The organism is Aquimarina sp. MMG016 (assembly GCF_018100805.1).
Lineage (GTDB): Bacteria > Bacteroidota > Bacteroidia > Flavobacteriales > Flavobacteriaceae > Aquimarina.
Genome location: NZ_JAGJEA010000002.1, coordinates 345,650 through 358,190, shown reverse-complemented (window position 1 = coordinate 358,190; position 12,541 = coordinate 345,650). Strand labels below are relative to the sequence as shown.

Sequence of the window (12,541 nt, the reverse complement as noted above, 5' to 3'; positions counted from 1 at the left end):
ATCTTAAATTATTACAATATTCATAATTCTGTTATATAAAAAATAACATAAATACAATTTATATATGCTTCGAATTTGCTGTTGATTGATAAAAAATTTCTAAGTATTTAATAAAACTTACTAAAAACTTATATTCGCGGCATGTGGATGTATTTAGGCCTATTGGCAGCACTTTTTTTAGGATTACACAATTTATGTAAAAAGCATGCGGTACAAGGAAACGAGGTTTTTCCTGTACTTCTGGGAACAATAAGTTCAGGTTTTTTGTTATTGCTTCCACTTTTTATAGGTTCTATTTATTTTCCTGAATATACCACAGAACTAGGATTTCATATTACCAATATTTCCTGGAAAACTCACGGTTTTATTTTTATAAAATCAATGATAATGACAACATCCTGGGTTCTGGCGTATCAAGCTTTAAAGCATTTGCCAATAACTATTGTTACTCCAATACGATCAGCGGGTCCTTTTTTCACCTTCATAGGTGCCATTTTAATCTATCAAGAGAGACCTAACTTTTTACAATGGATAGGTTTTTTCCTTATTATTTTTTCGGTGGTACTATATTCTAAAATAGGTAAAAAAGAAGGAATATATTTTAAAAGAAATAAGTGGATATTTGCCATTATTGGTGCTACATTTTTAGGAGCTTCTAGTGGTTTATATGATAAGTTTTTAATCCAAAACTTAGTGTTAAATCCACAAACGCTACAATTTTGGTTCTGCTGGTACACCATACTAATATTATTAGGAATTTTATCTATAACATGGTTTCCCAATACTGAAAAACGAAAAAAGTTTACCTGGCGTTGGACTATTCTCGCAGTTGGAATTCTACTACAAACAGCTGATTATTTTTATTTTAAAGCCTTACAGGATCCTGATGCGCTAATTATGCTTTTATCAGCCATTAAACGTAGTCAAATACTGATCGCTGTGGTTGTTGGCGGTCTTATTTTTAAAGAAAAGAATAAGCGTAAAAAGTTAATCCCATTATTTGGTATTATGGTAGGAGTATTTTTAATTTTATATTCCTAAACTAATAAAAATAAAGAATAGTATCATCTATTCATATGCCTGCTTCACCCCTGTTAATCTGCAACAAGAAAATTAGTTACCAATGCATTTCTATAGCTATAAATCGTTGTTAATTAGGATGAATTTAAGAAAGAATATTGTATATTAATATTCTATAAAAATGCTCAATTTCACTAAAATATTGTTACTTTTTTTTGCACTAGTTGTGTTATCAACACGTACTTGTGTTCAGGATACGAGCACCTCTGAAGTAGAAGATATTATAATACCAATTGAGATGAAAACAAATCAACTTACTTCTGATGAGCCCTCATTTGAAAAGTGCTCAGCCATAACTCGCGGAGTCCTAATCACTCACTGTGGTAGCTGTCATCAAAGTTCTTTAGAATCGCACAAAATTGGCGCTATTCAGATTTTCGATCTGGATATGGGAGCCAATTGGCATACTTCTTTATCTGAGGAGCACCTGCAAGGTATTGCTGGACGCATTAAAAACAAGAGCGCTGTTACTCAGAAACAAAAAGAAGCTATCGATGTTTTCTTACAATTGAAGGAGTCTCAATTGAAGAATTAGATTATCATTTGACTAGCCCAAAGAATTTTCTTCTATATATAATCTAAAGCCAAACACTTGGAGTTCGCCTTGTATAAAATCTAAATCCTTGGATCTTATAAAACCCATATTTTTATACATTCCCCAGGCTACTTGCATTGCTTTAGTAGAATGAATGATGACTTGAGGAGATTGTTGATATTTTGCCTTTTTTATACATTCATTTGTCAAGAGTTTACCAATACCGGCTCCTCGTGCCTCAGGGTCCACTGCTAACAACCTAAAGCCTGCAGCATTTTTTTCGTTGGTTGCAGTTCCTCCTGAACCATAATGTTTCATATCACCAAAATACACAACACCACCTTTAATTTGATTATCAGAAGAAACCGCAACAAGTAATTCTGTCATCGGTTTTTGGGTTAAATTTCCTATACTGGCAAGCATTCTATAATAATCTGGTTGTTCAGACTCTTTTGGAAACCCATCCAATTGTGAGTATACCTTAACCATTAATCTTCCTATCTCATCAAATTCTGAAGGTTTCGCATTCCTTACCATATAATCTTGTATTCCCATAGATTGTGATTACTTATATCTACTAAAAGTTAATACACTGCATATAACTTATTTCCATTCCTGCTTGGCGGTTTCCAGATCTTTTCTGAATTTTTTATTTAAATACATTGCTGTAAGCATTTTATGGGCTAATACTCTTGCAGCTTCTTCATCACTTGGATAATGAATACCCATAATTTCTCTAGATTCTCCAACTTCATAAGCAACATCAAGAAATTCCTTTCTTTTCTCAGGTATTAGTTCACTCCAGGCAAAAGCTTGAATATATGCCCATAATGTGTGACCACTAGCAAATGAGGGAGAAGAAATTCTAGCCAATGGTTTTAGTTTTGGTTCTAGATGATACGGTCTAGCTCTCAACAAATGATATTTCACCGTAAATTCCATTAATCTCATATCTCTAGTTATTCCTTTTAATAATTTGGCTGTTGCCGGATAGTTTTCTGCCCTTATATTATCCCCCATCACCGTTATTCCATGGTAAAAAAGGTATTCAAGATTCTGTTTATGTCTTGGATGATTTTCTAAAATATTAGCATGAGGCCAATACCCTATTGGAGCTAGTACATTAAAAGCTCTATCTTCTTGTGCTTTTGTTCTTTTCTTTTGCCATTCTAATAAATAGGCTAACTCAGCTTTTGTTTGATCAGAACTATTTGCCGGGTAATGCATACTTTTCTTTAGCTCATCTACCTGACTTAGGGATAAATACTCAGGTACAATCATTGTATAAATGAGTGAACCACTACTAAATTTTTCGGAAGGGAAAGAAATTTTATCCAATGCTGCTCTATCAGAATTAGGGTTTGCATTCAGTTTTTTCAAAGATTCGTAATGTTTTTCAGAAGCTTCTAAAGGATGTATTTCTTGTGCTGAAATCATATAAAAACAACACAAAATAAATGTAATAGATGATAGTAAGACCCTTGTATTATTTCGTATTGTTTTCATAATATATATTTTACAAATCGTTTATTAACGATATACGAACATACACTAATTCATAAATACATACAAAAGTTTAACAAAAAAATATCAAAGCCTAATTAGCAAAAAACTTTGGCTACTTACTGAAGTATAACCCGAAATCTTCCATCAACTCACGGTTCAGATAGTAATATGTAAATTTATCTTTACTCTCTGTAATAAAAAGACCAGAATCTTTTAGGATTTTTACGTGTTGGGAAATTGTTGATTGAGAATAATCAAACATGTTTACTAAATCTTTATTGCACGTAACATTATCCACACCTTCTCCTCTATTCTTTGTATTCAAGTATCTTACAAGTGCCACCCGAAGAGGATGCGCTAGTGCATTTGCTATTTTGGCAATTCTGTGATCTTCTTCATTTATATAATCACTAGATATTTCGCTCCTGATTCTCATCCTACAATCATTTATAACAAATATACTGTATATATGTTAGCCAAAGTCATGGTGTGATTTTTAGCCTTTTAAAAACTGGTAATTCCACTATTTTTCCTCTATCTTTATTAAACAGCTGAAACTTTCTGATTTGTAATATTTAATACACTAAATAATATAGATGACTTCAAATTCCAGATCATCTCAGTCTACGCATAAGTTTGGTACTTTTCTGGGGGTTTATATGCCCAGTATTCTCACTATATTAGGACTGATCATGTACCTACGTTTTGGTTGGGTTTTGGGCAATGTAGGTTTGGTAAAAACTATCATGATTGTTTTAATGGCCAGTTCAATCACTTTTATTACTGGATTGAGCGCATCGGCGATTGCCACCAATATTAAAGTAGGTGTTGGTGGAGAGTATTTCATGATTTCACGTAGTCTTGGGTTAGAACCAGGAGGAGCTATTGGTATACCTCTTTATTTATGTAGAACACTTAGTGTAACTTTTTATTGTTATGGTCTTTCAGAAGCAATTCTTGCATTGTGGCCCGTCACTGAAGCTGCATTTTCTTCCTATATATTAAAGTTGATGACCATTGGTTTTATCATAATCATTACTATTTTATCCGGAAAAAGTGCCAAACTTGTATTAACTTCTCAAATTCCTATTATGATCCTTGTAGGCGCTTCAATTTTGGCCCTTATGATAGGTATACTAAGTAATGATCTACAATCTCCCATTATAGAAACAACGTATCGAACAGCACCTGAAGGGTTTTGGTATGTGTTTGCAGTTTTTTTTCCTGCGGTCACAGGGTTTACAGCTGGGATTGGTATGAGTGGAGACCTAAAGAATCCACAGAAATCAATTCCCAGAGGAACTCTTGGTGCTGTAGTTTCCGGAGCTGTAATATATCTTATTATACCAATTTTATTAGCCATAACAGGAGCATTAACCATAGAACAAATGTCAAATCCTGAAGCTGGTGTTACAATCTGGGCCCGTCTTGCAATTTTTGGTCCTTGGATTGTATACCCTGCAGTTTGGGGGGCGGTTTTATCCTCTGCCTTTGGAAGTATATTAGGCGGCCCCAGGATTCTTCAAGCTTTATCCATGGATGGTTTGGTTCCTAAATTTTTGGCCAAACTCTCCAAATCCGGGCAACCTACGATTGCTACCTGGATAAGCGGAGTAATTGCAGTAGCTGCTGTCTTTTTAGGAGGGTTAAACACTATTGCTCAGTATGTTTCAGTGCTGTTTCTTACGCTATACGTTGCAGTAAATATTAGTGCAGCTATCGAGCAGTTGATTAAAGAACCATCTTATAGACCTACGATCCATGTTCCTTGGTATGTCTCTATCCTTGGCGCCATAGCTGCAATGTTGGTGATGTGGTTGATTAACCCATTAGCCTTTGCCTTTGCCTTAGGACTAGAACTACTTATTTTTCTATATCTTATTAGTAAAAAACTAGAACAGCAATGGGGAGATGTATCTACGGGGTTATGGATGCACCTAGGACGATTTGCTCTCCTTCGATTAAATGCTAAAAAAGTCCACCCCAGAAACTGGAGACCTATAATCATACTGTTCACTCGTGATATCAATGAATATATAGAATTAGTGAAGTTCACCGAAATGTTAGGACAGAATAGCGGGCTTCTTACGATCTCCAAATTGATTACTCCAGAGGATAAAAATGAACTTCTATTAAGAAATGAGATTGCGTACCAAATGCAGAAAGATTTAGCTTTGGTAGGGCTCCAGGCTCTAACTGAAGTACATGTTGTAACCGACTTTAAGCAGGGTATGAATCAGGTAGCATCAGGCCATGGGATTGCAGGAATCAAAACCAATACTGTGGTTTTTGGATGGTCTTCTACCCAAGATGGTAAAATCAAAGAATTAGAAATCATTAATGATCTGGCTCAATCCGGTAAAAATATTTTAGTTGCTCATCTTAATAAACCTTTCCTAAAAAAGATCCATAGAAGAATTGATATATGGTGGCGTGGTAAAGAGAATAATGGTGACCTAATGGTACTGCTGGCTTATTTGATTCAACTAAATGATAAATGGAGGAAATCCTCAATTCATATTTTCTCCGTTACACATTCTAATGATGAGAAACGGATTCTAGAAGATCATATTCAATTCTCGATCAGAGAAGCTAGAATTAATGCAAAAGTCTCCGTGATTTTAGCCAAACCAAAAGAGCAGGTTTTGGATATATTATTTTCTGAAAGTAAATCGTCTGATCTTGTATTTTTGGGTTTAGCAAGATCAAAAAATGAAATTAAAGAACGTGTTGCATTCATTGACAATATCTTATCAAAACTGAATCATGCCGTACTTGTACAAAACAATAGTATGGAAAGTGAAATACCTATCATTTTTGGCACAAAAAATATATAAAATTTAGGTTTTTGTTGTTTGTTGATGCTTAGCATGATTTTTCAAATTGAGAGACTTTTGAAAACCTAATACTTCAGGATACAATACTATCACAAATACTTGACATTGATTTAAATGTAATCATTAATTTGATCCATTAGGATTATTAGCTATGTGTTTTTTTACTTTTAAAACGATCAAATGTATAGACCAAATAACCTAAGACTAGATTAAGAAGTCCAAAGCCCGTTTCTAGAGGTTTTGCATATACTAGGTAAAGTAATACCCAAATACTTAGGATTAGAAAGATAATTTGTGGAATTGGAAAAAGAGGGCTCCTAAAACCTTTTTTAATTGTATTTTTTCTTCTGGCTACAAATACTCCAGCAACGGTTAAAGCAGCAAATAGCTGTAGTACAAAACCGCTATAGATTATTACTTGCTCAAAAGTCCCAGTTATTATTAGCATTAGTGTTATAGCCGTTTGAAACCAAATTGCACGTATAGGAACGTTGTTTTTAGTCTTTACAGAAAACCATCTCCATAGTCTATGATCTTCTGCCATAACTTGAGTTACACGAGGACCAACCCAAACCATAGCACTTATACAAGATATAAGCATTAAGGCAATACCAAAACTGAGTAGTGCTCCTCCATATTCTCCAAAAAGCGAAATAGCCGTAATCTGGCCGATCTCTAATTGTCCTCTGATCGCTTCCAGTGAATTTTGTCTTAAGAATATGAAGTTTAGGAATAAGTAAAGTATGCTTACTACGATGGTACCTAATAGTAATGCTCTTGGTAAGTTTTTCCGGCTATCATGGATTTCATCTACAATATAAGCAGCTGCATTCCACCCGGAATATGAAAAAGTTACATATACAAATGATACTGCAAAAGCAGGTAGCATTAATTCTTCCTTCCAACTGGAATCCCAAAGTAAGGCAGAAGTAACAGGAGTTTTTGTTAATCCAAAATATATCAATATTAAAATTAAGAAGACTTTTAGCAGTGTAGTACTATTTTGTAAAATGCTACTCCTTTTGATGCTAAGTGAATGAAAAAAACTGATAATCAAAATTGTACCTATTGCCAAAAATATACTCGAAACTTCCAAATAAGGGGCGATATATTCCCCTAATGCCATTCCTGAGAGTGCTATAGGTGCTGAAAAACCTATAGTAAGAGAGACCCATCCGGATAAATACCCTAATATAGGATGAAATGCTTTGGAAAGAAAATGATACTCTCCACCTGATCGTACCCAATAAGTTCCTAGCTCTGCATAGCTCAGAGCGCCACATAGGGCCATCAAAGCTCCAAGTGACCATAAAATAATAATAGACCATGTATTTGTAGTATCTACCAACTGAAATCCTAAACTGGTAAATATGCCTGCGCCTATCATATTTGCAATAACTATTGTTGTTGCGGTGAAAAAACCTATAGAATTAGCTTTTGACATTTAATGATCACGGTGCTTCTTAGTTTCCCTGGTAAAAGGAACAAAACGTACAGGGATCAGATCTTTGGTTATGATTTTGTTTTCTTCTTTCTTAAGTAAGACTAATTGCCTAACTGAATTATTCCGACCTACTGGAATAATCATACGTCCTCCATTTTTTAATTGATCAATTAATGGTTGAGGAATGGATTCTGCTCCAGCCGTTACTATAATGGCATCAAAAGGTGCTTCTGCTGGCCAACCATGATAACCATCTCCCCATTTTACTTTGACATTAGTATATCCTAATTTCTGTAGCCGATCTTTTGCGATTAAAGCCAAATTTTTAACGATTTCAATAGTATATACAGAATCTACAACTTTTGCCAACACTGCCGCCTGATACCCCGAACCTGTACCAATTTCTAATACCTTATCAGAAGGATTTAATCGTAGGGCTTGTGTCATAAAAGCTACAATATAAGGTTGAGAAATGGTCTGACCATCCCCAATAGGTAGAGGGCCATCTCTGTATGCTTGTGATTTCAGATTTTTGGGTACAAATAAATGCCTGGGGACATCTTGCATAGCATTAAGTGTAGCTTTATCCTTTATATCTCTGGCTTTTAATTGTGTCTTTACCATCTGCTCCCTTTTCTCTATATAATCAACTTGACTGAAACCAGTCGTACAAACAAAATATAATATGACAATGAATATTCTACCCACTATTAGTAATATTAACGTAAACACATTGATTAATATCAAGTTACAATAATACTATCTAAAATTTTAAATTTTAATAAACTTTAGCAACTGTGTCTTCAAAATATAGTATCCTTCAACTTCAATTGATGTAATACATTAAATACAGGTTAAAAAAAGGTTATTACATACACTTAATATGGTCTTTCCTTTGAATCTAAAAAAAGATAAAATAATAAAGAATTGCTGACTCAATTTATGTTAAATTTAGAGAAATTAACCTCTTAAATTTTAACACAAATGAAACTAAAACTCGCATTACTAACTGTGTTTTTTATGGTCACTTTTATGACCCAAGCGCAACAAACCGGAACAAAAGCATTCTATCATGGAAAAGTCTCATCAGTAGAATATGTTTCCTCAATTTCATCAAGACCTAATGACTTAATTCCTCCTGATAATTCCATTAGAGAAGCAAAGGATAAGAGATCATTAGGGAATCAAATTATTTCTGGTAAAGATCCTCAAACGGAAAATGATTATTTTTTTAGAAATAAAAATGCAATGGAGCAAAGTGTAAAAAGGGCTCCTGCTAGTCTAGTTTTTGATACATACACATCAAATTCGCAACCTACAGATCCTTCTATTGCAGTAGGGCCTAACCACGTAATTGTTGTTTATAATACTGGATTTATGATCTATGATAAATCTGGTAATCAATTGGTAGGGCAAACATCTCCTAATCCAGCTATTTTTCCATCCGGTGGTTGCTGTGATCTTACAGCATCTTATGACAACGCAGCGGATAGATGGGTACTTTCATTTTTAGGATCAGGGGCTCAGGTAGCAATTTCTGACGGACCAAACCCAGTAACATCAGGATGGTATGTATATAATATTTCAGGGATACGGGATTATCAGAAATTATCTGTATGGAGTGATGGATATTATATTACCGAAAATACGGGTGGTACAAATAAGCTTTGGGCTTTAGAAAGGGATGCCATGTTAGCTGGAGATCCAAATGCACAAATTCTTGGGTTTAATCTTCCTGGAATCGTTACTAGCGGTTTTTTTAGTCCTCAAGCTCTTAATGTTACTGACGGTAATTTACCTGCTCCTGGAGGAGCGACCATTGTTTATCTTCAGGATAATGCCTGGAGTGGTGTATCGGTAGATCACATTAAGGTGTGGACTGCTAATGTAAACTGGAATAACCCAGGAAGTTCTACTGTTTCTAGCCCACAAGAAATCGTAACTACACCGTTTATTAGTATATTTGACGGAGGAAGCTTTGTTAATTTATCACAACCAAATGGTGGTACTTCTATTGACGCGTTGCAAGCAACAATTATGAATCAAGCTCAGTTTAGAAAATTTGCTACTCATAATTCTGCAGTATTTAATTTCGTAGTGGATACAGATGCCGGTTCCGGAGAACTTGCAGGAATTCGCTGGTATGAATTTAGACAAAGTGGAGATAATCAACCTTGGTCCTTATACCAAGAAGGTACGTATACAGCTCCAGATGGAAGACATGCCTGGCATGCAAGTTTAGCAATGGATAGACAAGGTAATATAGGTATGGGATACACCTCTATGTCTGGTCCTACTACTCCATCGACAGTACGAGTAAGCTCTTATTTTACAGGTCGATTAAGTTCAGATCCTTTGGGCACTATGACCAGTGCAGAAGAACTTATAGCTAATGGAACAGGTAATATTCCTGGTACGCGATATGGAGATTATAGTAAAATAGATGTAGATCCATCTGATGATTCTTCATTTTGGTTTATTAATGAATATGTAAATGGTGGCAGAAGAGGTGTTGTTGGTAAATTCCAAATTGAAGCTGGAGTTCCTGACACACAAGAGCCTACAGATCCTACTAACTTGGTGGCCGGTAATATTACATCCAGTGGAGCAACGCTTAACTGGACTGCATCATCAGATAATGTTGCAGTGGCTCGTTACAATATTTCAATTGATGGTACCTCAGTAGGTACATCTACAACTACTAGTTTTGATGTTATAGGATTATCTCCTTTAACTTCTTATAATGCTTCTGTTACTGCTGAAGATGCTGCAGGAAATGTTTCTGGAGCTGATACTACATCATTTACTACTCTAGAAACCGGAAGTGCTACGTATTGTGATTCTGCAAGTACTAATGTAAATGATGAATTTATTAGCAATGTACAATTGAATACAATTAATAATAGCTCAGGTGCTCAGTTTTACTCGGATTTCACTTCTATTTCTACGACACTAAATGAAGGTCAGACGTATACAGTGCGGGTTACTCCAACCTGGACAGGTACTGTTTATGCAGAAGGTTATGCAGTATGGATTGATTACAATAACAATGGAGATTTTGATGATGCAGGAGAATTAGTATGGTCAAAATCACCTTCTACTAATACGAATAATAGTGGGTCCTTTACCGTTCCGACCGGAACTTCAGAAACAGCAGTAAGAATGAGAGTTTCTATGAAATACAATGCGATTCCGACTTCTTGTGAAACTTTCACCTACGGTGAAGTAGAAGATTATACTGTGATCCTTGGAACAGGTGGTGGCGGACCTGGGCCATCAAACGAAATTGCTGCCTACTATTTTGAAACTGGATTTGAAGGTTGGATAGATGGTGGAAGTGATTGTGCAAGAATTAATAATAGTGCTCGTGCTTTTGAAGGAGATTTTTCTATTAGACTTCGTGACAATAGTTCTTCTTCTAATGCGGTGTCCCCAGTCCTTGATTTAACAGGAAATACGCAAGTAACAATTGAGTTCCATACCTTCGCTAATGCCATGGAAAATGGTGAAGATTATTTTGTGGAGTTTTTTAACGGCTCTTCATATGAAGTAATCGGGCAATATGTAACTGGTACTGATTTTACAAATGGTACATTCTTTACTGATACTATTGTATTGGATTCGGGAACATATAACTTTAATGCTAATAATCGATTCAGAATACGTTGTGATGCGAGTGTGAATAACGATCAGGTTTATTTTGATCAAATTATTATCTCTGGTGATAATGCCAGAACAACTACAGGTTCCGGTAGCACAGAAAATTCTGATGATATAGCAGAAGTTGTGTCATTTACCCGAACAGCGGAAAACAATATTAAACTATACCCAAGTCCAGCAACTTCTGTATTAAATATAGAGATTAAGAATGAGAGTTTTGATGAGGTCATTATGATCTCTTCAACAGGTGCAATTGTTAAAAAGATAAACCCTAAGGTAGATTCTTTATCTGTAGATATATCTCAATTTGCTTCTGGAATGTATTTCGCAAGATTTACTAATTCTGAAGGATTAGCAATTACTAAACGATTTATTGTTAAGAAGTAATATAAAAAATACTTGTTAGCCAATAAGTATCAAAAAAGGCTGTCCATATGATATATGAACAGCCTTTTTATATAAGTAACACCTTAAAAATGGAATTTTCAGTTAATAGTTGATATATCATTTCCATTGTAAGAGCGATAAACCAAGTCCAAATGTAGTTTGAAGATGATTGTAGTCAATAAGACTTTCTCCATATCCATGAAACACCTGGGCATGAATCTGAAGTTGACCAATAACCCTTACAGCATAATCTAATCGTAAACTACCTCTATTTTTATTACCATCTCGTAGAGAATGTTTAGCCAGTAAACTTATATCATGTCTGCCTTTAGAAAAAGCAGTTAAAAGCTCTACTCTACCTACATAATCTTCTATTCCAGGATTATTATCTTCTATTGCGTCTTCTGGTAATCGCCACCAAGGTCGTAACATAAAGCTCCAGGAACTATTTTCCCATCCCAACTGAAGTATTATTCGATTCCAACTTCTCGATAAAGGATTTGATCTTCCATTGCTTTGATGATTTATTCCGATACCTGCTAATACTCCATTAAATCCTAAAAATTTATAAGGTGTTGGAAATACCAGCATCAATTCTGGTTCATAATTTGTTTCTCGAAACGGTCTTGAGATATTTGCACTATATAATTGCCATCGTGAAGACTGAGTATATCCTATCCAAAGGTCTCCACCTATTTTTTTTCCAAATAAGTTTCTAACTGCTCTTGTTTTAAAACTTAGTTGAAACTTAAATTCTGTTTCAGAAAATTCTGAAGCTTCGTCTACAGAATTAAGAGGATTATCGCTAACCGGAAAATTATTTATATACGTAGTATAATTTGCAAATAAAAAGTAAACTGGTTTGTATGGTTCAATTCTAAAACGGGTGATAGTATCACTTTGAATTTGCCATCTTTTGGATAGACTTCCTTTAGAATCTTTTAGAATAATTTGGCCATATCCTAACGAAGATGCTAAAACAGTTATCAGCGCAATAATAAATACTCTCATAAATTAATAAATTTCAATGTTTATTATTGATGGGTACTCACCAGTTATTTTTAACAAATAAAAAAGCGAGCAAAAATATAG

General features: G+C 34.7%; 10 protein-coding genes. 4 read left to right on the top strand and 6 right to left on the bottom strand.

All coding sequences use genetic code 11. The features are described from left to right. Nucleotides 1–141: 141 nt before the first annotated feature. Both J8M14_RS04515 and J8M14_RS04510 read left to right on the top strand, forming a co-directional pair. On the top strand, nucleotides 142–1,041 hold the full coding sequence (locus tag J8M14_RS04515) for an EamA family transporter (protein WP_211073388.1): 900 nt from the start codon (nucleotides 142–144) through the stop codon (nucleotides 1,039–1,041). Nucleotides 1,042–1,201: 160 nt separating this feature from the next. Then, nucleotides 1,202–1,615 carry a hypothetical protein gene (locus J8M14_RS04510; protein ID WP_211073387.1) on the top strand — a complete coding sequence of 138 codons (414 nt, stop codon included), beginning with the start codon at nucleotides 1,202–1,204 and terminating at the stop codon, nucleotides 1,613–1,615. 12 nt (nucleotides 1,616–1,627) lie between these two features. Here the strand turns inward: J8M14_RS04510 and J8M14_RS04505 are convergent, their stop codons facing one another. The 3 genes from J8M14_RS04505 to J8M14_RS04495 all read right to left on the bottom strand — a co-directional run bounded on the left by J8M14_RS04505 (nucleotide 1,628) and on the right by J8M14_RS04495 (nucleotide 3,557). Next, entirely contained in the window at nucleotides 1,628–2,170 is a 543-nt protein-coding gene (locus tag J8M14_RS04505; protein WP_211073386.1) for a GNAT family N-acetyltransferase, read from the bottom strand. A 48-nt stretch (nucleotides 2,171–2,218) separates the two neighbouring features. After that, nucleotides 2,219–3,121: a phosphatase PAP2 family protein gene (locus tag J8M14_RS04500; protein ID WP_211073385.1), complete on the bottom strand. Its 903-nt coding sequence runs from the start codon at nucleotides 3,119–3,121 to the stop codon at nucleotides 2,219–2,221. A gap of 112 nt (nucleotides 3,122–3,233) precedes the next feature. Further along, nucleotides 3,234–3,557 carry a metalloregulator ArsR/SmtB family transcription factor gene (locus J8M14_RS04495; protein WP_211073384.1) on the bottom strand — a complete coding sequence of 108 codons (324 nt, stop codon included), beginning with the start codon at nucleotides 3,555–3,557 and terminating at the stop codon, nucleotides 3,234–3,236. 160 nt (nucleotides 3,558–3,717) lie between these two features. Between J8M14_RS04495 and J8M14_RS04490 the strand changes: the two genes are divergently transcribed. Continuing rightward, nucleotides 3,718–5,958 (top strand): amino acid permease, encoded by a 2,241-nt coding sequence (locus tag J8M14_RS04490; protein ID WP_211073383.1) that lies wholly within the window; start codon nucleotides 3,718–3,720, stop codon nucleotides 5,956–5,958. 145 nt (nucleotides 5,959–6,103) lie between these two features. On the opposite strand, the gene J8M14_RS04485 is transcribed toward J8M14_RS04490, so the two are convergent. Both J8M14_RS04485 and J8M14_RS04480 read right to left on the bottom strand, forming a co-directional pair. Next, nucleotides 6,104–7,402 carry an amino acid permease gene (locus J8M14_RS04485; protein WP_211073382.1) on the bottom strand — a complete coding sequence of 433 codons (1,299 nt, stop codon included), beginning with the start codon at nucleotides 7,400–7,402 and terminating at the stop codon, nucleotides 6,104–6,106. Then, complete coding sequence (locus J8M14_RS04480; RefSeq protein WP_348772824.1) at nucleotides 7,403–8,110, bottom strand: protein-L-isoaspartate(D-aspartate) O-methyltransferase; 708 nt, start codon at nucleotides 8,108–8,110, stop codon at nucleotides 7,403–7,405. A 276-nt stretch (nucleotides 8,111–8,386) separates the two neighbouring features. On the opposite strand from J8M14_RS04480, the gene J8M14_RS04475 reads away from it, so the two are divergent. Continuing rightward, nucleotides 8,387–11,449, top strand: a complete 3,063-nt coding sequence (locus J8M14_RS04475) for a GEVED domain-containing protein (RefSeq protein WP_211073380.1) — start codon at nucleotides 8,387–8,389, stop codon at nucleotides 11,447–11,449. 117 nt (nucleotides 11,450–11,566) lie between these two features. Here J8M14_RS04475 and J8M14_RS04470 read toward each other — a convergent pair whose 3' ends face one another. Then, the gene (locus tag J8M14_RS04470) at nucleotides 11,567–12,460 is read right to left on the bottom strand and encodes a phospholipase A (RefSeq protein WP_211073379.1); all 894 of its coding nucleotides are present in this window, start codon (nucleotides 12,458–12,460) and stop codon (nucleotides 11,567–11,569) included. Nucleotides 12,461–12,541 lie beyond the last annotated feature (81 nt).

Bases quoted from the DNA above. Each gene is read 5' to 3' on its own strand.
- J8M14_RS04495 (WP_211073384.1), bottom strand. From the start codon at position 3,557: ATGAGAATCAGGAGCGAAATATCTAGTGATTATATAAATGAAGAAGAT.
- J8M14_RS04515 (WP_211073388.1), top strand. From the start codon at position 142: ATGTGGATGTATTTAGGCCTATTGGCAGCACTTTTTTTAGGATTACAC.
- J8M14_RS04485 (WP_211073382.1), bottom strand. From the start codon at position 7,402: ATGTCAAAAGCTAATTCTATAGGTTTTTTCACCGCAACAACAATAGTT.
- J8M14_RS04470 (WP_211073379.1), bottom strand. From the start codon at position 12,460: ATGAGAGTATTTATTATTGCGCTGATAACTGTTTTAGCATCTTCGTTA.
- J8M14_RS04505 (WP_211073386.1), bottom strand. From the start codon at position 2,170: ATGGGAATACAAGATTATATGGTAAGGAATGCGAAACCTTCAGAATTT.
- J8M14_RS04510 (WP_211073387.1), top strand. From the start codon at position 1,202: ATGCTCAATTTCACTAAAATATTGTTACTTTTTTTTGCACTAGTTGTG.
- J8M14_RS04475 (WP_211073380.1), top strand. From the start codon at position 8,387: ATGAAACTAAAACTCGCATTACTAACTGTGTTTTTTATGGTCACTTTT.
- J8M14_RS04490 (WP_211073383.1), top strand. From the start codon at position 3,718: ATGACTTCAAATTCCAGATCATCTCAGTCTACGCATAAGTTTGGTACT.
- J8M14_RS04500 (WP_211073385.1), bottom strand. From the start codon at position 3,121: ATGAAAACAATACGAAATAATACAAGGGTCTTACTATCATCTATTACA.